Source organism: Niabella terrae, assembly GCF_054783135.1.
In genome coordinates, this window is sequence record NZ_BAAGRD010000011.1 from 20,168 (window position 1) to 43,174 (window position 23,007).

The following is a 23,007-nucleotide window of genomic DNA, read 5'->3' on the forward strand; positions in this document are numbered from 1 at the left end:
TTACAATAAAGGTAAAATCAGGGTGACCCTGGTGCCGCAGGGTGTACCATCTGTATGTTTCAGATCTTCGATGGTTACGTTACTCTTTAACTCCTGATGGGCATTATAAGTGTTAAGCCGTTCTTCCGCCACCGAAATGCCCTTGCCTGCATGTGGCACATTATTTAGTTTTCCGGCTGCGTTTCGACCAATGCCATTGTCTTCAATGCAACAGGACAGTCGGTCTTCTCCGTATTCCGAAATATAGATTTGTAACAGGCGGTCTTCTTTTTTGTGCATTAGCCCATGCCAGATTGCATTTTCTGCAAATGGCTGAATTAACATTGCAGGGATGTTAATTTCATCTGCATCAATGTTGCTATCACATTGAATCCTGTACCCGAAAGACTCTTTAAACCGCAGTGCTTCGAGCGCTATATACAATTCCAGGGTCTCGAGCTCCTCTTTGAGGGTAACGGTTTCTCTGTCGCTATGTAATAATACCAGTCTGAGCATCCGAGAAAATTTAGACAGGTATCTGGTGGCCGCAGTGTCTTCTCCTGACAAAATTAGTTGCTGTATTGCGTTTAAAGAATTAAAAAGAAAGTGCGGGTTCATCTGAAGACGCAGGCTCTTTAGTTGGGCCTCAATTGTTTTTCTTTCCTGCTTTAAAATTTCGAATTGAGCCTTACGTGACGCTTCTTCCGCCCACAGACGTGTGATTTTTTGGGCGCAAACCGAAGCGACTGTACTAAGAATGGAAAGCTGTCTTCCGGTAAAGAAGTTCTTTCTGGAATGTTCGCTGTCAATGACACCCAATACTTTTTGCTTGTAAATAATCGGTACGGCAATTTCCGACAGGCGCCTTTCATCATCTACAATATAGCGTTTGTCCCTAGTCGTGTCGCCGATAATCTCGGGCTTACCATGCTGGGCCACGCTGCCAACAATTCCTTCTCCTACGGGAATTTCCAGTGGCGCAATGATCCTTTTGCCCTCCTCGGATTTGGGCCCCCAGGCGGCTTTTTGCACCAATACATTTCTGCTTTCGTCCGTCAGATAAATAACGCAGTCTTCGAAATTCAGACGACCAATACAGTTTTTTGCCACATCCCAAAGTATATCATCTACCGTTTTTTGTTCGTGCAGAGAAGAGGAAAGGTAGTTGATCGCCCTTTCAGTTTCCAACTGCTCCTGCCGCCGATGGGTTTTTCGGTTCCGTTGCCGGATAAAAATGCCGACGACAATCAAACCTAATAAGGAGGAAGCCATAATAAACCAGAGGTTTTGCCACCAGGGGGCTTTGATACTAAAGGCCATCGGTAGGGAAGCTTCAGTCCAATGCTGGTTATCACTGCTGGCTTTAACCCGGAACCGGTATTTGCCGGGTGCCAGCCCGTTATAGTTCACTTGCTGGGACGAGGTCGTTTTTATCCAGTTTCTATCTGCCCCCTCCAGCATGTATTGGTAGTAGACAGGATCGCTTTTTAACAGATTAACGGCTGAAAAAGAAAAGTTCACGGAGTTGGTCCGAAATGGGATCTCCGTTTCCCTACCCCGGGCAATGGGAAAAAAACGGCCGGCGGTTTCCATGCCCTGGATCAATACCGTCAGGGGCAGGTCTGGTATCCGTATATTTTGCGGCTTAAAATAGCTGATTCCCTGATTTGAACCAAAAACCAGGGTACCCTCTCTGGCTGTAAGGGCCGAGAAAAAATAAAATCCGGAACTGTTGATTCCCGAGCGGCTGTCATATACTTTGAATTTTTGGGAGGCGGGTAGATAGGTTGCCAGATAGTCTCTATTGGCCAACCAGATATTCCCCAGCTGATCCTTAAGCATCGAATAACAATCAATGGGCCAGTTATTGTGGATGCTTTTTTGTGCAAGAAGGCCGGTTCCCGGCCCCAATATATGAAAGCCTAAACGGGTAGCAATGTAAAAATTATTCAAATGGTCGGTCGCAAACCCGATAATATGATTATGAAGCAGTCCGTTCTGGACGGAGTAAGCAGAAACAGCTCCCAATGCAGTGTCCAGCTTATAAGCGCCTTCCCAGGTGCCGATCCATACCACCGAATCGGCGCCAAAGAACAGGGTTGTGCAGTTTTTCCTATTTACGGTGTTCAGTATGGAGCCGGCTTCGGGAAACCTTACCTTAAAGCTCCGGGGATCCATAAAACGGATCCCATTTGAAGTACATAACCAAATCCTGCCATCTGGCGCAATTGAAATATTATTGATGACATCGTCCTTCAGGGCAAACCCATCAGCTGCTGAGGGTCGCTTTACCAGCTTTAGGCCGGCATCATAAACGGACACGCCCTTTGAACTGCCAAGCCAGATTCTGTCCTGCTGATCCACGGAAAGGGTTCGGATTTGACCCTGGGTTTTTGGATAATGGAAAGTCGTTTCATCAGTGTGCCGGTTCCATGCGATTAGAATATTTGGTCCGGCCATCCAAAAATTGCCTTTTGAATCTTCAGCGATACCTGCAATGTATCCATCATAGATCCGACCGGTTATTTTATCCTGAAAGGCCGGTTTTACATGAACCTTATTCGAATTGATCCTGAAATAATCCAGGCCGGATACATGGGTGGTGATAAAGAAGAATCCCCGGGAATCAGCAAAAATATAGGCGGTTGAATTACTGGCGATGGTATGGGGATCAATGGGATTATGGCGGTAACGTCTCAGTGTTTTAGTTGCAGCGTCAAATATATAGACGCCAGCTGTCGCAGAACTGAGTATAAACTTTGAATCTGTTAAATGATAAATACTTCGTGGAGATTTATGCAGCTGCTCTCCATATTGATCTTTCACACCGGAATAATCTTCAATGAGCTGGCCGGAGCGCAGGTTGATCAGGCAAAGGCTATTTATTCCTGCGGTGGTAATGAGTGCTGTATCCTCACCATATTTTACGGCGGCAGTGATCAATGGAACGGACATGGGTTTAGTGGTTTTTAGGGTTTTACTGTCCCATAAGAATAAGAGGTTATCTCCACTGAATACCAACCGGTTTTTGTCCCAGGGATTAATCCTTTTGAATAGATGCTGCAACAGGGGATTCACCGGTGCCTGGACCTGGCTAAAACACAGTGAATCTGTCTCAAACAGCTGGTACAGGCGGCCCTTACTCAGAAACATTATTTTTTCTTTAAGGGGCAGGAGGTAATCCACCGGCACTTTATTGCCTTTTTCCCAAATAATGATTTCGTGAAATTGTCTGTTGGCATCCAGCAGGCTAAGTCGGCCGGTGCCACATTGTATCCATATCCTGTTTTTTGTGTCGCAAACCATCCTCACAATCCCATCACTAGCCAAACCAGGGTAATCCCGGCGGTAGTAGTTTATTACCCTGTTACCGTCATAACTGTTCAGTCCGTGGACGGTGCCGACCCACAGGACGCCATTATTATCGGTTAAGACGCTGTTGGCGCGGTTATTAGTAAGCCCCTGATTTCTATTGAGATGCAAAAATGAAAGGTCTTGCGCCCGGGTCATTTGTCCGGCAGCCAGCACAGCTAAATATAGCCCGGTGATCCATATATGCCTACGCTTTACAATCAAAAACACCGGTTTAGGTAAAAGTAGATTATTGTCCGGATTTTTATAAGCAATCACCGGACTGGACGCCATCACCTTTTTGGGGTATCCTCCTGGTTAAAATAGGAGGCAGGGCCGGGAAGAGTGGATGATTTCCGCTGATCCCGACCTCTCCCGAACCCAGATTGCTTTAGTCTATTTTTCTCTGAAACCAAAGAATAACATCGGAAAAGCCCAGTTTACCGCTGACCGCACGGAAATATACCCGGTTTTTCCCGGGTACCAGTTTGATACCATCAATTGCTTCATGCATCGTAAATAGCCTGGACTTGGATACATCCTTGAAAGTGTACCGGACTTCGGATTTACTCTGCAGCTCCTGCAAGTCATTAAATCCGATCTGAAAGCTGTAATCATCATCCAGGAACCCGCGAATGATAAACTGCAACACCGGTTTAGCAATATTTCTGCCTTTAACATAATCTCCGGGTAATTCGAATTCAAAGATGTGCGGTTGGGCGGGATTGCCGGTTCCGATTTCGAACGGACTATCGCGGATCACCACATAATCGGCAAGTGTTTTCATGATTTTAAGTTTTTAGTTATGAGCGTTTGTTAAATTACCTGAATTCAAAATTTTTTCCAGAAAGGAGCGGTCTGTTTGGCATTCCTGCCGAAATCGCACCAAAAGCAGCACGTATCCAATGACAAACAGCAGGAAGGGTAAAATCAGGGCAGAAGGCAAATCCAGTTCCGGGTTTTGCCGGTAGCGCGTGATAACTAGCACTGCAATTGCGATACAGCCAGTTCCTAAAGGACCGAAGAATACGGCCGCCAATACCAGCACCAGCGCGGGAGGTTTGATGCAAATCTGTATCAGGGTTGTCCCCAGTCGCTCTCTGATGTGGCCCTTGATAACCGGAATCATTGTCTTTAATCTCGTAGATCTATTGTTACTGCCGAAGGCGGGTAAGCGCATCATCACAAACCTGTCGCCCGCCAACGATATTTTACCGACATAATTTTTTCGCATTTCACCCCTGATTGGTTTCCGTCGGTGCGCTAAGGGAGCCATATTTTCCTGCAATCTGTTTTTCAGATCTATCCTGGACATTTCGGTAATTATGTCGTATTTTAAATAAGGTATTAAGCGTTGGTGTATCATTTATTTTTGACATAAATATTCAAGAGAAACTTCGGTATTTTCAGTATTGCCGTTTTTTGTCTCTTTCATAATGTATTTGTTCATCTTTCCATCCGGGTCAAACTGGTAATCGTAAGTTCTCACAAAGCCGTTTGCAGTACTGGTCCATGATTTAAGCAGGTGTTGATTGCTGTAGAATTCTACACCATTGTGCAGGGTCTCTACCAGGCTCCTGTAATCTAACTGCTGCGGTGGCAGATCAGTATAGTAGGTATAGGTTTCGGTATCGTTTTCACCGACGGCTTTTGTCATATTGGTTCCCGTCCAGGAATATAAGGTCGCAGTCTCCGGGTTGTCACCATTTTTAAGCGTGCTTTTTATAAGTTGCCCTTGCCCGTTATACGCAAATAGGACCTCATTTGTATGGTAAATCACGCCGTTGTTATCGTAGAAATCTATGACCATTTTTATTGGCTTACCCTTTGCATCAAGCGCAATCTGCTTTTTGTTTACAATTTTGTTATCGTTCTGCCAGATTTGAATAATCCTGCCGGGCTCATAACTCCAGCTGGCTTGGCTGGTATAACCTGCAAAGTCGTAGGTAAAGTTTGCTGAATCTAAACTGCCATCATCATTGTAGTGGATTCGTGTAATGCTTGGTTGCCCATGCTCTTTTACTGATTTTAGTCCTATTATCTGGCAATTGGATTGGGGTGTCGGCAGTTGGCTTTTATCACAGGACATAATCAACAGAGCGCCGGGTAATATGATGAAGAGAAATTTTAATTTTGTATTCATTTGATTTTTATTTGAAATAGTTTTACGGTTTATAGGTGGTATGGAAAATGCTCATTTTATGGTTTTATACCAAACCTTTCCTGTAATTCCTGGTAGTTGCCCAGGTTCAAGCTTTGTAAGGGGACGCCGTCAGGAATGAGTACGTAACGAACATCCTGGATCCATGCTACTGAAATAGTACTGCCCGGCTCTCCGTACGCACGAAATCTTATCTGGGGTGCAACTGGTGAGGCCTCAAAATAATAGACCGCTGAGATGCTTGTATAGGGTATTGAACGTATGGTACTTACATTGTCCGTTAAATAATTGGGTGTGGTACGTACATAAAACAGTATGACTGCATTTTCTAAAAATGCTTCGGTGATACGCGCATCTTGAATGCCCATTTGCTTGCTTGAGGCAGCGTTTTGAAGATTCCAGTTGGCAGGTATCCAGTCTGAGTAGATAATTTCAGGGCTGTCGTTATTTTCCTGGATTCCTTCCTTTCTGCAGGCGGTCAAAACGGTCAGAAAAATCAGGGCAAAAATCAATTTTAACTCTTTCATAGTCCATGATTTTTTTTTATTAGAATTCGATGTATTCGTAGGATACGGTTGCTGTTTTTGTTGGGGCCTGCGGGACAATTTGTTCAACCTCTATGTTAGATGTGGCCGGCAAGCCATCATCGCTGAATTCGAGTTTGGTCTTTGTTTTATAAGCCGAAATAAGAGCGCCGTTTGCATCGTAATTATGGTATGTTGTACTCGAATTGAGCTGCATGAGATTCATGGATAAATAATCGCCGAGAGCTTTGCGTATTGATGCGATTCTTTTAGGTTCCTGGTATTGGAAATTTTGTTCTAAATATTGATATACAGAGGCGTCTTCCTGGATCATATATCCTTTAATGGCAAGCAGGTTTCCATAAGAATCATAATCTTGGGTTATATAAGAATGGATTTTATCAGGTTCATCCGGAGAATAATAGTAGCGGGCTGCAAGTCTTCCCTCCGCATCATATTCGAAACTGGAGCCGTAGGTCGGATCATCAAACAGGTTTTTATACACCAGCCATCGACTCAATTTCCCGTCATCGCTGTATTCATAGGCCCAGACCACCTGAAAATCTCCATTGGCGTCTACGAACCATTTTTGCGATAACATACCATCACTATCATATTCCCAGGTCTCGGAACCTTCAAATTGACCCTCCTCGTATTGGTTGATAGATTTTATTATTTTAGCCTCACTATATTGAATTTCACTGGTCAGTTTTTGATTTACAAATACTTTACTGAGCAATTTATTTTCAGGTAAGGCTTTGTTGTTTGAGTTTACGCTTGCATTCTTACTGCATCCGGAATCTAAAAGTATCATCAACCCCGCATACAGGATTAAGGGTATTGCATGACGATTTTTCATTGTTTGATTACTTTAATTTCTTCGAAATTGAGCGATGCTGTTTCCATGGAGGATTCATCCGATCCGGAACCGCCGATCTGATAGGAGGTGATTTGTACATTCCGCAGTTCTACCTGCAGATAGGCCTGCTGTGAACCGGCATTCTTGCGAATGGACAATAGGGCTTTCGGTATTGTCCTGCCGGAAGACCGGGCATCTTTCAAGGCGGTAGAGGCTTTATCCTGTAGTTTAGAAAATTTGAAGTCCTGAACCAAGGAGCCGCCCTGGGTGGCTGTACCCGGCTGGCCCATGATATTGACCTGATTACTAACGGAGACTGAAATTAGATCAATCCAGTCTTTATGGTCTTTATCGGCTGATTCTCCCGGTATATCTGCCAGCTTCAGGTACATATAAGCGGCCTTCAGTTCGCGGGGCTGGCTACTGAGTTGCAAAAACTGACCAATGGTCGCAATAGCTGATTCACACTGGCCTTTCCGATCTTCAGGCGTAACCGATGTTTGGTCCTTTTCACAGGAATTAAACAGGAATAGCAGCCCTGAAATTCCAGCGATGAGAAGAAGCGTGTTTTTCATATTGTAATTTTTAAGTCAGTTATAAAATAATTATGTTACAGACAGGTAGGGTTATGGGGCACTGCCGGTGCTTGTTTTTCAGGTTTTTTCTTTTTGGTGCCTGCAAGTAAAAATAGGCTCCCTGCGGTCGGAATATGACAAAAACCTAGTAAACGGTATTTACGGGTTATTGCGCGGTAACCTGATGACCCTGGAGTTGGAGGCGGGGTAAAGCCGTTAGAAAATTAAACTGATAGCATGATGGGTTCAAAATAACCGCATAGGGTGGTATTTCACTAATAGCAAGGTTTATAGGGAGCGCAGTTAATAGGGTAGGTGATCCGTCTTTAAAGCGTTCAGATGGTTGCCGCAAATAGTAAATAGCTTTAGCGGGCGCAATTATGCCTTCCTTTTAACCCACCCATAACCGATGCGATCAAAATCCTGAATCGATATACCTGATATATAGTAACTGCCAAATCGTTGTTGCGTCTTTTCTCATCAGGTTAGAAGGTGATGCTCAGGTATTTGATCTTGTGCTCAGGTCGCTGATAAATTGATCAAGATTATCGTCTTTTTGCAGTTTTAGTTTTTGTTTGATGCGGTAGCGTGCCATCCTGATGCTTTTGGGTTCAACGTTCAGCTTATTGGCTATTTCTTTGCTGGTAAGTCCCATTAAAATATAGGAACAGTATTTCAGATCGAGGCGGGTCAGCTTGTTTTCTGCTCTTTGCTGAAGTCCGGCAATGAACTCGGGCCGTATTTCGGCAAATTCGATCTTGATGTCTTGGTAGTCCCGGTCTACCTCATGGTTTCTGTAGAAAAGGCGATTGAACTGTCGGTATAAGGGGTTATTGCTGTCCAGGTTTTCGAGTTTATCCTTAAAGCTTTGCAGAAGTTTGTTTTTCTCCTCGACCTGCAAGGTACCTGCCAATAGTTCTTTTTCAAGTCGGTCCAGGCGCTCCTGCATCAGTTTTCGCTCAGCCTGCAGGCGGGCGCTTTCTTTGTGCTTCAGATCGGCATGAAGTTTAGCTTCATTTTTTTGCCCAACGAGCAAGAGTTGTTCCTGTCGGGAGGTTTTTAATTTAAAGTGGTACGAACGGAACAGAAAGTACAGGGCTAAACCGCCAACAATGAGCAGCGTCAAATAATAACGGTTCAGTTTTTTTGTGAATGCGGTTTCTTGCCGGGCAGATGAAAGTGCAAGCTCCTTTTTATTAGCCTGGTACCGGGCTTCCAATTTTTGGGTTATGGTAAATTTTTCCTCATCAAATAGTTTTTTATCCAACGCTATATATTGTTTGTAATAGTCAAGGGCTTGGCGGGTATTGTTTTGTTTTTCGGCCACCTGGGCTTGCATATGTAGGAGGCGCGATTGCGTTCTGGTGTCTTTGGTGGGGCTTGAAATGATCTCTGCCAAGGCCTTTGACAATAAGATTTCCGCATCCTTAAAATTATTCTCCTTAAGTGCATATCCGCTTAAAATCCCGTAACTATTGCCAATGATCTGGGTGTTTTTAGTCTCTCTACCCACTTTCAAGGCCTGACTGAGGTACTGTTCGGCAGAATCTTTATAAGATAAGGGGTAAAATTCATAATATAAATTTGCCAGGTTTAAAGAAGCTATTCCGATTGTTCCAGGTAAGGTAAGTTGTTTTTTATGAGCTTCTGAAAAAACAAGTACTTTTTTGGTGTAATATTTTGAGGAATCCAACAAAGTCCTTTGAGAAGTATCCTTTCGGTAACGATACAGGAAACTGACCCCCATGCTCAGATAGGCATTTGAAATTGCGTCAGCATCTTTACTTTTAACTGCTTCGTCAAGACAGCGTTTTGTAAATGTCCACTGTTTCTCCTGATTTTTCCAATATCCTTCAGCTGCAGCCAGATGATGATAAATGCTACTTCTTAAAGTAGCTGCTTCCTTGTCATGTAACCCTTCCAGCAGCTGCAGGGCTTGCAACCAGTATTCATAGGCCTTATCTGTATTTTCCACCATCATTTCCAGCCATCCTTTGCTGTTCAATGCCCTTCCTTTGGTCAGTTTGTCCTCTGATCCTGCCGCAAACCACTGGGCACTGTCTACTGCCTGATAGGCAAGATTCAGACTGTCCTGCAGGGTATAAATTGAAGCTAAAGTAGTATAAATCAATACTCCCTGGCTGTGGTCACCTTCTTTTTGGTGCAAGTTTTTAGACAGGGTTATCCACTGCAATGCCTGGTCAAAGCTTTTATTGACCGCTGAAATTTTTGCCCTTTTACAGAGGGCTTTTATCTTTTCGATGTTTGCAGCAGCGGGGTTGTTGATAATGGCATCCAGGGAATCTATCATTACTGATTGCGCCTGTAGTCCCTCAATCAGGATAAAGCAGGAAAATATAAAACTGACTACAAATCTGGTATTCATAGGGGTGAATTTAGGGCATATGTTCTGTTTTGTAGTTGATTTGTAGACGTTTTTTAAAACTTGTAGACGCTTGATAGTTGCCGGAAATGCTTCCGGGAAGCGGCAAAAAGCTAGTTTTGTCCATCTGGTTTATTATTCCGAACCATTAATTATCACGTACTAAAATTCAAACATTATGAATGCGAAATCCATTGCCATTGTCTCGTATATTACCCTTATCGGTTGGATTGTTGCCTACCTGCAGCATAAAAAAAGCAATCCCAAAAATGAACTGGCCTCCTACCATCTTGGGCAAGCCCTGGGGGTAATCATTTTTGCCCTTGTCCTGAATATTGTGCTGAGCATGATCATCCTAATGGCACCTTCTTTGGGAGGGATGGTCATTTTGGTAGGGATAGTTCCGTTGCTCCTGCTCATTTTCGGAATAATAGCGGCCAGTAACGAAGTGCTGAAACCAGTGCCGCTGATCGGAAAATTCTTCGAAAAGAAATTCAATTTTTAAGGGATGTCACTAAAATCAATAGGAAGATTTTCAGCAGGCAGGTTCGATTCTGTCAAAAAATAAAGATTTTTGAATGAAGCTGTTGCTATTATTTTTGGTAATGATGTTTTTTTCCGCCGCAAAGGCGCAAAATGCCATCGGCAGGGGGGCTAAGATTGAAAAAGACTTCAGAATCAGTTACGGATTTATCAACACCAGGGTCTTGGCGGCGAACATACCTGCTGAATATGATAATGCCAGATCTTTTGCTGAAGACCTGGCTGCTGTAAGCGAGAATGGTAGCTGGGGCTATATTAGCCGCGATAACGAAGTGGTGATCCCCTTTAAGTTCGATTATGCCGGGGACTTTAAAAGAAACCGGGCCATTGTAAAACTTGGTAAGTGGTACGGGGTAGTAGACCGGCAGGGCAGATTGGTGATACCGACCCGGTATTACGATTTAATACCCTATGAACTGGACGATATGTTGTATTTTATTTCCCGGGACAGTAGTTTTTTTGCGGGTATGATCGATGCGAATGGTAATGAAATACTGCCTCATCAATACACTCACTTAATTCGGCTTGATGGATTTTTAATTTTGGGCAGCCCCCAACTTTACAAAAACATCCCATTTTACACGACTTATCGTGAAATTGACAGTACCCAGGGTAGTTTTTACCAACAGTTTACGGCAGATGCCAGCCGGTTTTCGCCTGAAAAAGGCCGTCAGGATATTTACGATGGGCAATTTAATATCGTCGGGTCAAAATACGCCAGTTCGTTTCAGGATGCTTTTAACAGTAATGAGCTGGACACTATCGACCATTGGCTCGAATCTCACCAGGACGCACCGCTTAAGACCAAAAAAAGGATTATACAGCAGATACTCGATTCCGCAATGGAGCAGCCTGTTGTGTCAGGATCTGAACTAAGATCCGACAATCTAATCCGTTCCGAAGCCAAATTAAATCAATTTTTGACCAAAAGGGGATACGAAAAAATTCAAGGGCAGGACGGAAAATTAGGCGTAAAAAAAGGCGACAAAATTATTTTGGAGCCTCAGTTTGATATTCTTCGTTGGTTCGGTGCCGCCATTGACGGGCCCCCTGAAGGGATGCCGTCATATTTGAAAGAAAACTTTGCCGCTGTATATAAGGATGAAAGCAGATCCGTTTTTTTATTCTTTGGTATAATGGCGGGTAATGAACAATCAGGGGTATTGTACACCATGAAAGGCGAAAAATTCATTGATCTTACCCGTAAATGGCCCGAGAAAGTTGTCCGTTCAGGCCTTGTATTTCGAACGATCCACCAGGATACCGTTTTGGACCGTACCTGGTATAAGTATGGATTCGACAATTGGCAGGGTAAAGAAATTCTTCCGCCGCTGTATCAAACCATACGGGTCGGGGACAATGATAACATTATTACAAAAAGGGAAAATGGAAACAACAAAAAAACAGCAATATACTTCGGCCTTTACGACTTCTCCGGTGCGCCGATTATCCCTGAAGGATTGTTTGTAGATATCAAAGCCCTGGAAAACAGCCCCAACCTGTACCTGGCGGAGTACTATGACCTGCCTCCAGACAAGGAAGATTTCGAAAATAAAAGAGCTGAAAACAGGGAATTTGTTTTGATAAAAGTAGAAGCGAAAGCCTACTCGGTAATACATAAGTTCACAGCAAGCAAAGTCTACCACCGGTATTTTAATCCGCAAACCGGCATGTTGATGTTCAGAAAAAACGTTATAGAATAAATACGGGGGTGCTGATGATCAAGGCCGTAGCAACTTATGAAAACGCAGGGGAGGAGGCACTAAAATGGAAATTAATTGACGAAGCGCGTGGCCCGGTAGATTTATAACAGGAGAAAAAGTACCGTTCAAGAACAGACAAATCACTCAAATTTAAAATTCAAAAGTAATCAACCATGTGGATTAGAATAACCAATCTCAGTATTAAGCAATTGGATGCCCGCCATCTGATCAACCCGAGTAATCCGGACAAGCCGATGGTGCTGAATCTCTTTCAAGTGGAAGGAAGAACAGCATTTTGGGTAAGTAAGCATAAAAGGGTGATTCCTCAATTTTTAGATGCGAATAACCGAAAGGTAGTTCCTAAACGCAAATGGACGGAAGAGATGAAAGGTTTCGCTCAAAGTGAGCTGGCACAAATTCCCCCGCAAAAAAGGGTTTTTAAACTCACCGTCTTTGGATGGATTTTCTTTTTGGGCGCATGCGCATTATTGGGGTACCTGGTCTATGACGGGACGGTTAGCGGACCTCAGCGAAAAAAGCAGTTTGAGCAAAGGCAGGCTGATGCGGCGATGGTAAAAGTCGGTGATATTTATCTGGGGCGCATTGAAGTATACAAAGAAAGGCAAAATCCAATCGGAATGGAAGGAGCTTTTGGCTGTTTTAAGGTCGTAAAAATTGACGGAGATACTTATCAGATAGCCAAAAGTTCAGAAATGAGCAAAACTGCCAAACCCCTGGAACAGATGAACAGTACTGATTTTGAACCAGAGACCGTCAAAGTGCAGGCGAAAGAGCTGAGTGCTTATAATAAAACATTCACTTCTGAAGACGGGTTGACAGAGATTTCCTTTCAGGAAAAAAAGCAATAAATTAATAATAGAATGTAAATCTGCCGGGATTAATTTAAAAATTAAGTGCGGAGGCAAACCCTGGTTTCTCCAAGATGGGCGCCAGTTTGATAACTAAAATATTAGCATATGAAAGTGACCAATTTTATTTTTCTTGTTCTTCTGGTGATAGGCATTGGTTCCTGTTCCGGCCCCACACCCCGGAAAGTGGTTGCGCAAACCTGGTTAAATATCAACAATATAACAGCACATTACTCGCCCAGTTTTTTCGAAAATCTGATGGCAGTGAAGTTAAAAGAAAATATTACCATTATCAGGAACGAAGCACCAACAAAGGGAACGGCGGTAGAGTACGTCACTCAAATGGTGCTGGATCCACTTAATGAGTCTTTGAAGAAGGTGGAAAAACTCCCCTTTGATACGGAAACTAAGCCGATAATAGATGCTTCCCTGGAAGCCTATCGATATGCCAGGACAGTTGTTGAAAAAGATTATCTCGCTGTTGCAGCTATGATTGACGAAAATCAACCTGCTGATACCATCGAAATGGCCGTTGCTACCTTATTTGAAAAACATGATACGGCATTGCAGATACGCTTGGATAAATTGGACAGTTACGTACTACCTTACGCTGAAAAACATAAAATTCACATCAAACACTAGACACATGAAATTTAAATATTAAGGCAATCTCATTTTGTTTCCTTATCATATATAAATCGGTATTTGCAGTAAACCCTATGTATGTGTAAATTTCAGATCTTGCTGCCATTAAAATTAATGGAATGTTGCTATCGTTCTCTCAAGACTTTTAAGTCGTTTTCTCCAAATCATAAGCATCACAAATAACTGAAGTAGGAAAAACGAGACAATGAAAATCACAGACAGGAATTTTCCGTACTCCCAATGGATACCGCTTGTTAGGAATAAGAGAAGTCCTATTAAATAGACTTGTCTTGAAATGATGGAGACGAAGGCATAAGTTTTAAATTTAGCCTGGTAATTTTTGAGCGATTCATAGATGCTGCTACCATACACCAGGTTTTTTGACAAGCGATAACCTAATAGGTTATGAACCAAGGGCAATAGGATGGAGCAAACAAGCAGGATATTGACCCAGAATGGCTTTTTGTCGCCGTCAAGCATAGAATAATAGAAGGCGATAAAAATCAGCCAACCAAGGATTTCAATTATAAATTGCTTTTTTAATGATTTCAGGACGGGATGTTTATTTTCTGAAAGCATATTTTGAATTTCGAAAGCTGATATCGTTGGCGTATTTACAGTCGCCCAGATTGATTTTAATTCGTTTAATTCCATTTTGTCAAATTATTTTTTTCTGAATTTTTGTTTTTATTCTGTTTAATTTAACGCCTACATAGTTTTCACTGATCCCCACTATTTCAGCTATTTGCTGATAGCTTAAATCTTCAAGGTACATTGTTACAATGGCCTTATCACTATCACTAAGTTTTTTTAATGCCTCAAACAGACGCTCTTGTCGCAGAGCTAAATCTTCGTTCGGTGTTTCTTCTGGTAAATCCGGCAATTGGGATTTATATTCTACAGGATGCCGCTTTTTTCGAAAAGCAGCAATTGCCGTATTCAACGCGATGCGATATAACCAGGTACTTATTTTTGAGTCGTTCTTAAAACTTTGGCGGGATTTCCAAAGTTGGAATGTAATCTCTTGAAAGAGATCTTCACGATCCTCCTTCCGATCACGGTATAATTGACATATTTTGTAAATTATGCCTTGATGCTCTTTAATAAGACTTAAAAATTGAGATTCATCCATTTTTATTTTTTATTAAATATAAGGACTTGACCTCTCCATTGAGCTACGAGCCCAGTTATTTGGCCATTGGAGTTCTTTTGAAAACTGATTTTTATACTTACTTTCTTACCAGAAAACTCAAAATAGGATGCACTATAAATTTCGAGTACTGGACTTTTTCAAGTTTTGCATACAAATTCATCATCAAAGATTTGAGCGGAGCTATGTTGAGAGCGGACCAACAGATCCATGAAAATCTTTGTTATGTATTTTTTCATATTCCTACTATTTTATTATAGGTAGTCGAAATCTGAAAAAACTTACAGCCTAGCTATATTATTTTTAAAATATTTAGATTAAATAATCCCCTGATTTTTATATTGCATTAGCCAGTAGATAGTGCATTAATAATTTCCGGATTATGTGTTGGGTGCAAACGGGTAGGCTTTGCTGATTGAGGAGATTCAGGGCTTCCGATAGTTCTGAAAAGCGAATCGGTAGCCGTTGCAACATTTAAATGGGGGAGACGGCAGCAGTAGAGCTGCCAGCGCAAGCCAAATTCTCAACTAAATAAATAATGACAAAATGAGTTTTTGCAAAATGCAAGCAACAAACCGGTTGATCGGCTACTTTTCAAAGAAAAATTTGTCAGTTTCGAAAGCGGGTTCCAGTTCGTCCAACCAAACGGCATCAGGATTGTATTTTGCAAAAAAGGGGCGGGCGGCCCAATCAGGGTCTCTTCCCTGTAGAAACCGGAAGGTCATTATTTTTTCATTGCCGGCATCAGACACACCCAGCATTTGTATCTTTCCCGGTCCTGCACTCATACTGGGGCCGCGGACGGTTCTGCAGACCCCGCTGACACGGCTATAAGCTTTTCGGAATATTTCCCATGCCTTAACCAGTGAAATCGAAAAATAATGCTGAGCTCCTGTATCTCTAGCTACGAACATATAATAGGGTATACATCCCATGTCTACCTGCTTACGCCACATTTTACTCCATACATTTACATTGTCGTTGATGTGACGCATGATCGGGGATTGGGTGCGTATTTGTGCGCCTGTACTCAAAGCCCGTTTAATGGCAGCTTTGACAGCTTCTGTTTCCATTTCCCGGTAATGATTAAAATGCGCCATTATCGAGAGGTTGATTCCCTTTTGTACAATACGTTCAAATGTTTTCAGGGTATCCGTTGCGTCATCATCAGTTAGAAACTTATATGGCCAGTAGCCCAATGCTTTTGTGCCAATACGAATGGTTTTTAAGTTAGGAATGTCGGCTTCCAAAACGGCATCAATATAGGTGGCGAAGATTTTGTTTTTCATGATCATTGGATCTCCACCGGTAAACAACAGATCAGTGACTTCCGGATGTTCTTTCAGGTACTGGATCAGTAGTTCCGTTTCCTTCATGGCAAATTTCCATTCATCGATCCCCACAAACTGTGGCCACCGAAAACAGAAGCTGCAATAAGCATGGCAGGTTTGTCCCTGTCCGGGGAAGAACAACACAGTTTCCCTGTATTTATGTTGGATTCCGGTGAGTTTTTGTCCATCCAAAAGCGGCACATTATGTTCCAATTGTCCCGCAGGATGCGGATTTAAAACCGCCCTGATCTCATTGGCCGTTTTCTTTATGTCTTCTTTTGTTGCACCACTTTGAAGCACGGACTTCATTTTTTTGTAATGCTGTTCCAGAAGCATGTCTTTTTGCGGAAATGTGAGAATAAAAATGGGGTCATTGGGCACATTTTCCCAATTGATCAATTCATTTACTACATAATTATTTGTTTTGAATGGCAGGACATGCCCAACGATTTCAATGTCCTGCAATAGCGCTTCGGGTAAACCGCTTAATTGCGGGATCTGTCTGAAATTATGCAGGGAATAGGCTTTATATGTATGCTGCGTTTTATTTCTGGCTACTTCAATCATATATTGTATTTAATAATATTTTCATTCCCTGATGACCTGATAGGATGGTGTGCAGATCGGAACTTAAAAGGACCCCAGTCTATGTAAACAAGGAGATTAAAATTATTAACTGGAGGTTTTGTTTAGCGCCAACTACCTGATTTTGCCTCCGATAAGTGAGATTGTAAAAATACAGCATTTTGCCCGTATATTCTATTGCTGGCTGATAATTTCCTCTGAGCTAACCATCAGGTACTTGTTAACACTCATGTACGGGTAAGTCAGGGCTTAAAGCGATTCCCGGATCCATCCATTTTTTGATCAGCACGATAATTATTTTCTGAATAGTTGCTGCAATTTGCCGGCACTGAATTTGTCAAAGCTGAAAAGCTATAATGGACCTATCTTACAGTTGAACAGCGTATGAAATTTTTTAAATTTTGGCAATGGCCATTAAGAATGGTTAAGATTGGTTCTCTGCTATAAAGTAAAAGTATATGAAGATATCATGTTGGCCAGATCACATACATTGAATCACAAAGGTTCTTTGTATTCCGCTAATAGATTCAACTAATGCAGTCAGACGGGAAACCGCTGCCAGCAGCAACAACGCAGTCCGGATGTACAAAGGGGGTATATTAAGTGTTTCGTCATGCTTTTCGCAACGCCTTATAGTGGGTGATATTTCTGTTCGATTGTTTTCAAACTGCTATTTTGAACTGTTTGTCTGTTGCAAGTAGAATGATTGTAAGCAGGCACATCAAAAGTGCATTATAATAATGATGATACTCATTATGAGCCATATGTGCTGTAAAAGCGCCAACTGCAAATGGGAATAACAGTAAAATGCCTATATTTTTGCACGGAGGTTTGAAAATACCTATTACAACCAAAATTATTCCTATCAGTTCCCCTATACCAATGATAATCGTCCATGTTTTGTTAAATCCTAATGATAGCATACTATGCATCATTGATTGCTTTTGAAATACTTTAAATAAGGAGGCATATCCAAATACATAAATGTAATAAAGAAGCGCTGCCCAATGAATAGCGATTTTTAATGTAGTCATTTGTTATGAATTTATATTTATTGTAAATATATTTTATAACTTGCTATCATGACAGAACATACATTATTGTATGGTACTAACAAAAAAGTAAGTATGGAAAGAAGAAAGCAAAATTCCACGAACACAATAAATGAAAACTATTGGAAAGAACATTGTGGAATAGCAAACACAATGTCTATAATCGGCGGAAGGTGGAAGATTAATATTTTGTCCTATCTTATGAATGAGCAAAAACTGAGATACAATGAACTCAAAAAGCGGCTGGTTGGGATTTCAGAAAGAATGTTGATTTCTAAACTAAAAGAGTTGGAAGGGGATCAGTTAATTAGCAGAACCGTCTATCAACAGGTCCCACCAAAAGTTGAATATAAATTGACTGATCTGGGAAAATCGTTAAAAAGAATCCTCGAGTTAATGGACGAATGGGGGGAACAGCATAGTTAAACGAGTTATAGTTTAGCTTACTAATTTTTGGTATTTTTGGTTTTTACAGCATTGATGCTAACGCTATTTTAGCGGTTCTGCTTCATTAACCCTGGGTATATGTATTGGTTGAAAAAGGAACCAGCCACCCCGAATAAAAATATTATTTTATAAGTTGCGGATGGCTGATTCGCATCCATCAACTTGCCTGATCCCCAGCTTTCTTATCAGATTTAGTGTCCACTGTTACCTGATAAGTGATTGGTTGTTTGCGGTAAGCCTTTACTTCTCTGCCATTCTGAATAGCCGGCTTCCATTTACCTGATTTTTTTATTACCCGAACGGCTTCTTCTTCCATACCGTATCCGACATTGGTTAGGGCTTTGATGTCGGAAAGATTGCCTTCAAGATCAACAATAAATTGGATGATAACGGTATAATTACCGGGAGGGGCACCGTTATCAACTGAGATCTGACCATTCAGGTTTTTTTCCAGAAAACTTCTCCAGTTGCCCGGATAACGGGCATCGAATTCTGTTTTGGTAAAAATTTCCGGCTCATTACTATGGGTGGCTTTATGGGCAACAGCTGTCTTGGTCCCTACATGGAAAGTTACCGGTTGAACCCGATAGGATTTAACCGCAACGGTTTTCCCGCTTTTATTGCTGAGACCCCGTTTCCAGCGCCCGGATAATTTCAGCACCCGGATCACTTCCGCTTCCATACCATAGCCCTGATGGGTGGTGGGCTGAAAATCGGAGAGACTGCCGTCTTCGTTTACAATAAACCGGATTTCTGCCTTGTATGAGCCGTTCGGAGCTCCTTTTTTTACTGCTATCTGGCCATCGAGGTTTCTTTCCAGAAATTTTCTCCAGTCTCCGGGATACTGAGCTTCCACATCTATTTTGGGGGAAGACGCAGATGCTGTAGCGCCACTCTCATCAAATCCGATCACGGTGACCTCTTTCAGTCGTTTATAGGTATGTCCCTGTAGATTTTTATCCGGCGTGGAAGCCTGTTTGCCGGGAACGGTATCTTTAAGGTCCTGATTTTGCTGGTTTTCTAATAAGGACGGTGTATTGGGTTTGTCGGTTGGTTCGTTTTTGGGTGAATAGATACTGGTAACGGCCGATTTAATTTCCGGAATGATTTGATGGATCTGCTGCTGATACCGGAATCCGAACAGTGCCAGCACGGTGACGGCCACCGGAAGTACCAATAGCTTTCTTACCCACTGGTAGCTGGATTTTTTTGATGATAATAGCATGGTAATTCTTCTTTTTAACTGGTTATGAAAAAAGGGGTTGATCAATCGATTGGCGGGACCTGACAGGGTTTGCAGGACCAGCAGTTCGGCATAGCTGGCAATATCACCGTCTTCGGTGGCGTGTTTGTCTGCCAGAAATTCCTGGATGGTTTTGAGTTCCCGGCGGTAGAGATAGAAAAGGGGGTTGAACCAGAACACAGCCAACAGGACCTCGGTGAATAACAGATCGGCGCTATGTCGGTGCCGGATATGATACAATTCATGACGCAGCATATGTCTGCCTTCTGCGGAATCGGTCCTTGTGCGTTGGTTCCAGAACAGCCAGCGGAAAAAGGAGAAAGGCGCATCAGGATCCGTGGTTTGAATCAGGCGAATATTCTCCAGGTGCTCAACAGGGGCGTCTTTCTTCAGGCGGAAGATTCTGGCCAGTGCCCATAGAATCCGGATCAGCAGCGGGATCAGTACCAGCCCGTAGACAAAAAGTAACCAGGCTCCGTAGCTGCTCTGCTGGTTGCCCGCTGTTACGGTAACCGCTTCTGCAGTACTCATGAAAACGGCCATTGGATATTCCGCCACCGGGCTGATCCATTGCACCGGAATTTTTACCAGGGGCAGGCAGATACTAATAATCATAGCCGACAGCAGATAAAAGCGGTTGTAGGCATGGAATTTTTCGTTCCGCAGAAAAAAATGATAGTAGCCGTACAGTATGGCCGAACAGGCGGTCATTTGAAGCATATATTCAAGCATAGCGTTTGATTTTAAGTGTTATCTTTTGGATTGTTGCTTCCTGGCTTTTTCCAGCAACTCCTCCAGCTCTGCAATGCTCAGGTTGTTTTCTTTGACCATAAAAGAGACCACATTGGAGAAAGAGCCTTCAAAATAACCCTTGACCATCTGCCGGATGGTTTTTCCCGAGTAGGCTTCCTTGGTTATGGCCGGGTGATACTGATGCTGACGGCCGAATACCCGGATCTCCACAAATTGCTTTTCCACCAGGATCTTGAGAATAGTGGCAACGGTGTTCTGGTGAGGTCGGGGTTCCGCAATGGCTTCAACGATTTCCCTTAAGAACAGGGGCCCGTAGTCCCATAGTACCAGCATAATCTGTTCCTCTGCTTTCGTTAATTGTTTCATGAATGGCTGATTTAAAAAGCAAGGTATAACTAATTATTTAGTTTAACAACTATTTTTTTAGTTATAAGAGAATTTACCGTTAAAGGATGCTGGCAGTGGGTAACGAATTGCTTGGGTGGGGTAGGCTAGTGCTGCAGAGCTATGCGAAATAAGCACAGACCTAACGTTCCATATCGCACGGCACACGTTTGCCACGACGGTCACATTGAGCAACGGAGTACCTATCGAATCGGTGAGCAAGATGCTCGGACAAACGAGCATCCGAACCACACAGATTTACGCCAAAGTGGTCGAACACAAATTGAGCGAGGATATGCAGAACCTACGGGAGCGTATGGCATCGGGAAGCTGAAAGACCGCCGTTTCCTGAAAGCCTCAGATAATTTGTTATAGCAGTACATCTGCTTTTTTTGTTTTCTTTAAATCAATGGTTAAAAGCTGTTAAATAACAAATGTTTTTCGTTATAAATGAACACTTTTACAGCGTGAAAAATTTCTTTATTCTCCTGTCGATTTTTGTTCTCAGTTTCCCAGATATGGCTTTGGGGCAATTCCGCATTACAGGTCAAGTCGTGGATTCCGAAGAAAAAACACCTTTGAGTTATGTTAATATCGGGATTAAAAAGAAAAATGTAGGAACAGTAACTTCTCCGTCTGGTGTTTTTGAACTCGATATTCCGAAATCGTATAGCAGGGATACGTTGACTTTTTCTTTAGTGGGCTACTCTGAATATAACCTTGCGCTCGAGGACTTGAAAATAAACACCCCGTTGAACATTAAACTTGAACAAAAAAGTACGGCTTTGGAAGAAGTAGTCGTTTTGGGAAAACGCCCCAAAGAACATTGGTTCGGAATCAAACGTAGGGGGCTTTTGCTCCATTTTTCCGACGGCATGTTTAATCCAGATGATAGTTTTGAAATCGGCCAATTAATCAAACTCGGCGACATCCCTGTAAAGCTAACAGCTTTGAATCTATACGTGCTGGAATCCTCCCGAGATGACAGTGCGACGTTTCGGATAAATTTCTATCGATACAGTGACGGCGAACCTACGGAACGTTTATTGGAAAGAAGCATCATACAGCGACAGGCTATTAATAAAGGATGGCTTAGGTTCGATTTGGCAAATGAGGGTATCCACCTGTCGGGAGATGTGATTGCCTCACTTGAGTTTCTACCTGAACCTACGGATAGTCAGAAACCTATCAGCTATGAAGTCAAGTTGGGAGGTTCTTCCAAAAGCTTCTACAGACGCAATAGTTTAGGAGACTGGAATACACCACCCCATCATTATTGCCTGCATGTGACTGCATTAGTCAATCATGAAGCGCCTGAGCTTCCTGACGAGGACGTTGAATCATTACCGGCATTTGTGCATTCATCGGAGACTGTCGGTGACCGTTTCCACATATTTGTGGATTTGCCAAAGGGTTATGACCATGATACAAGTAAAAGATATCCCGTGCTTTTCCTTTTGGATGGGAATGCCTATTTTGACCATGTGAAAGATGCTGTCACCATATACGGCGATAAGCACAGCCAACTGACAACCCCTATTGTAGTGGGTGTCGGCTACGAAAACGCTTACCTCATGGATTCTCTTCGTGTCCGTGATTATACTTACCCTAAGGCGCCGGCTATTGACAGTTTCGCCACAAGTGGCGGAGCAGACCTTTTTTATTCTTTCATCACGGAAGAACTAATCCCACATATAGATAGCTGTTATCGTACAGATACCACTTTGCGGGCAATTATGGGGCATTCGTTTGGTGGTTATTTCGCCTTGTATTCGCTTTTACGTGATTGCAATTCAAATGGAAATGAGCGCCATGGATTCGATTATTATATATCCGCAAGCCCTTCAATAAGTTACCATAAAAACTATATCGTCGAAGAGTTGGAGAAAAAATTAAAGCATTTTCCGCCAACGGCATTTAAGACAAAGAAACTCTATATTACTATGGGAGAGCGTGAATTGGATACTGACACGAACCACCTCTTCAGAATGCTGACGAATACTTTGAAAGAACAGGAACCTTTTCTTCTAAAAACCAAAGTATACCGAAATACAGACCATTTAGGTACAGCTGTTCCATCATTTGAGGATGCCATTCCATTTATATATAAATAATCACCTGAAGTTTATTACAAGATGTTTCTCATTTTGTCGTATATCATTACGGGGGCAGTCCTTATGCTTGTGTCGGTTTTTTCTCTTTTCGCCAGCTTTCAGCTTTGACGGTCAAACTCGGCTCTACAAGACAGCGACATCAAAATCCGTATGGTGAGATTGTTTTATCCCGATGTGTCATTGGATATTGATTCCATCTACAACAGCAACCCCAAAGAACTTAAAATATGGTAAACCTCTAACGAGGACGGCCACTGTTTTCTGATTTGATGCTTTTAGATTTGATATTCATTTTCAAAAAAGGATATCAATGAATGAGCAAACATCAAGTCCTGCAATCGTTCGCCGCAGTTCTG

General features: G+C 42.4%; 20 protein-coding genes and 1 pseudogene. 7 read left to right on the forward strand and 14 right to left on the reverse strand.

Going from position 1 to position 23,007, the window contains the following annotated elements; all coding sequences use genetic code 11:
• The 8 genes from ACYVI9_RS12995 to ACYVI9_RS13030 form a co-directional block, all read right to left on the reverse strand.
• Positions 1-3,555 (reverse strand): sensor histidine kinase, encoded by a 3,555-nt coding sequence (locus tag ACYVI9_RS12995; RefSeq protein WP_460765041.1) that lies wholly within the window; start codon positions 3,553-3,555, stop codon positions 1-3.
• Positions 3,556-3,721: 166 nt separating this feature from the next.
• The gene (locus tag ACYVI9_RS13000; RefSeq protein WP_460765043.1) at positions 3,722-4,117 is read right to left on the reverse strand and encodes a hypothetical protein; all 396 of its coding nucleotides are present in this window, start codon (positions 4,115-4,117) and stop codon (positions 3,722-3,724) included.
• Between the two features lie 12 nt (positions 4,118-4,129).
• Positions 4,130-4,645 (reverse strand): hypothetical protein, encoded by a 516-nt coding sequence (locus ACYVI9_RS13005; protein ID WP_460765045.1) that lies wholly within the window; start codon positions 4,643-4,645, stop codon positions 4,130-4,132.
• 51 nt (positions 4,646-4,696) lie between these two features.
• The gene (locus ACYVI9_RS13010) at positions 4,697-5,473 is read right to left on the reverse strand and encodes a hypothetical protein (protein WP_460765047.1); all 777 of its coding nucleotides are present in this window, start codon (positions 5,471-5,473) and stop codon (positions 4,697-4,699) included.
• Between the two features lie 56 nt (positions 5,474-5,529).
• Positions 5,530-6,018, reverse strand: coding sequence for a hypothetical protein (locus ACYVI9_RS13015; protein ID WP_460765049.1), 489 nt, complete (start codon positions 6,016-6,018; stop codon positions 5,530-5,532).
• Positions 6,019-6,037: 19 nt separating this feature from the next.
• Positions 6,038-6,874 carry a hypothetical protein gene (locus ACYVI9_RS13020; RefSeq protein ID WP_460765051.1) on the reverse strand — a complete coding sequence of 279 codons (837 nt, stop codon included), beginning with the start codon at positions 6,872-6,874 and terminating at the stop codon, positions 6,038-6,040.
• Entirely contained in the window at positions 6,871-7,449 is a 579-nt protein-coding gene (locus ACYVI9_RS13025) for an Hcp family type VI secretion system effector (RefSeq protein ID WP_460765053.1), read from the reverse strand. The genes ACYVI9_RS13020 and ACYVI9_RS13025 overlap by 4 nt, the downstream gene beginning before the upstream one ends.
• A 499-nt stretch (positions 7,450-7,948) precedes the next feature.
• Positions 7,949-9,835 (reverse strand): hypothetical protein, encoded by a 1,887-nt coding sequence (locus ACYVI9_RS13030; protein WP_460765055.1) that lies wholly within the window; start codon positions 9,833-9,835, stop codon positions 7,949-7,951.
• A 175-nt stretch (positions 9,836-10,010) separates the two neighbouring features.
• Between ACYVI9_RS13030 and ACYVI9_RS13035 the strand changes: the two genes are divergently transcribed.
• The 4 genes from ACYVI9_RS13035 (at position 10,011) to ACYVI9_RS13050 (ending at position 13,589) form a co-directional block, all read left to right on the forward strand.
• Positions 10,011-10,337 (forward strand): DUF4870 domain-containing protein, encoded by a 327-nt coding sequence (locus ACYVI9_RS13035; protein WP_460765057.1) that lies wholly within the window; start codon positions 10,011-10,013, stop codon positions 10,335-10,337.
• A 100-nt stretch (positions 10,338-10,437) separates the two neighbouring features.
• Positions 10,438-12,078 (forward strand): WG repeat-containing protein, encoded by a 1,641-nt coding sequence (locus tag ACYVI9_RS13040; RefSeq protein WP_460765059.1) that lies wholly within the window; start codon positions 10,438-10,440, stop codon positions 12,076-12,078.
• Between the two features lie 173 nt (positions 12,079-12,251).
• Positions 12,252-12,947 carry a hypothetical protein gene (locus ACYVI9_RS13045; protein ID WP_460765061.1) on the forward strand — a complete coding sequence of 232 codons (696 nt, stop codon included), beginning with the start codon at positions 12,252-12,254 and terminating at the stop codon, positions 12,945-12,947.
• Positions 12,948-13,055: 108 nt separating this feature from the next.
• Positions 13,056-13,589 carry a hypothetical protein gene (locus ACYVI9_RS13050; protein ID WP_460765063.1) on the forward strand — a complete coding sequence of 178 codons (534 nt, stop codon included), beginning with the start codon at positions 13,056-13,058 and terminating at the stop codon, positions 13,587-13,589.
• Positions 13,590-13,703: 114 nt separating this feature from the next.
• Here ACYVI9_RS13050 and ACYVI9_RS13055 read toward each other — a convergent pair whose 3' ends face one another.
• The 4 genes from ACYVI9_RS13055 to ACYVI9_RS13070 all read right to left on the reverse strand — a co-directional run bounded on the left by ACYVI9_RS13055 (position 13,704) and on the right by ACYVI9_RS13070 (position 17,692).
• On the reverse strand, positions 13,704-14,246 hold the full coding sequence (locus ACYVI9_RS13055) for a hypothetical protein (RefSeq protein WP_460765065.1): 543 nt from the start codon (positions 14,244-14,246) through the stop codon (positions 13,704-13,706).
• Between the two features lie 4 nt (positions 14,247-14,250).
• The gene (locus ACYVI9_RS13060) at positions 14,251-14,724 is read right to left on the reverse strand and encodes an RNA polymerase sigma factor (RefSeq protein ID WP_460765067.1); all 474 of its coding nucleotides are present in this window, start codon (positions 14,722-14,724) and stop codon (positions 14,251-14,253) included.
• 605 nt (positions 14,725-15,329) lie between these two features.
• Entirely contained in the window at positions 15,330-16,640 is a 1,311-nt protein-coding gene (locus ACYVI9_RS13065) for a KamA family radical SAM protein (RefSeq protein WP_460765069.1), read from the reverse strand.
• Between the two features lie 680 nt (positions 16,641-17,320).
• Positions 17,321-17,692 (reverse strand): DoxX family protein, encoded by a 372-nt coding sequence (locus ACYVI9_RS13070; RefSeq protein WP_460765071.1) that lies wholly within the window; start codon positions 17,690-17,692, stop codon positions 17,321-17,323.
• Between the two features lie 93 nt (positions 17,693-17,785).
• Between ACYVI9_RS13070 and ACYVI9_RS13075 the strand changes: the two genes are divergently transcribed.
• A complete protein-coding gene (locus tag ACYVI9_RS13075) occupies positions 17,786-18,136 on the forward strand; it encodes a winged helix-turn-helix transcriptional regulator (RefSeq protein ID WP_460765073.1) in 351 nt (116 codons plus the stop codon).
• Positions 18,137-18,314: 178 nt separating this feature from the next.
• Here the strand turns inward: ACYVI9_RS13075 and ACYVI9_RS13080 are convergent, their stop codons facing one another.
• Together ACYVI9_RS13080 and ACYVI9_RS13085 are read right to left on the reverse strand one after the other, a co-directional pair.
• Positions 18,315-20,132, reverse strand: a complete 1,818-nt coding sequence (locus ACYVI9_RS13080; protein ID WP_460765075.1) for an energy transducer TonB — start codon at positions 20,130-20,132, stop codon at positions 18,315-18,317.
• Positions 20,133-20,150: 18 nt separating this feature from the next.
• Complete coding sequence (locus ACYVI9_RS13085) at positions 20,151-20,519, reverse strand: BlaI/MecI/CopY family transcriptional regulator (RefSeq protein ID WP_460765077.1); 369 nt, start codon at positions 20,517-20,519, stop codon at positions 20,151-20,153.
• Between the two features lie 142 nt (positions 20,520-20,661).
• Between ACYVI9_RS13085 and ACYVI9_RS13090 the strand changes: the two are divergent.
• Both ACYVI9_RS13090 and ACYVI9_RS13095 read left to right on the forward strand, forming a co-directional pair.
• Positions 20,662-20,871, forward strand: a pseudogene (locus tag ACYVI9_RS13090) (tyrosine-type recombinase/integrase); the annotation flags it as partial.
• A gap of 100 nt (positions 20,872-20,971) precedes the next feature.
• Positions 20,972-22,651, forward strand: a complete 1,680-nt coding sequence (locus ACYVI9_RS13095) for an alpha/beta hydrolase-fold protein (protein WP_460765079.1) — start codon at positions 20,972-20,974, stop codon at positions 22,649-22,651.
• Positions 22,652-23,007 lie beyond the last annotated feature (356 nt).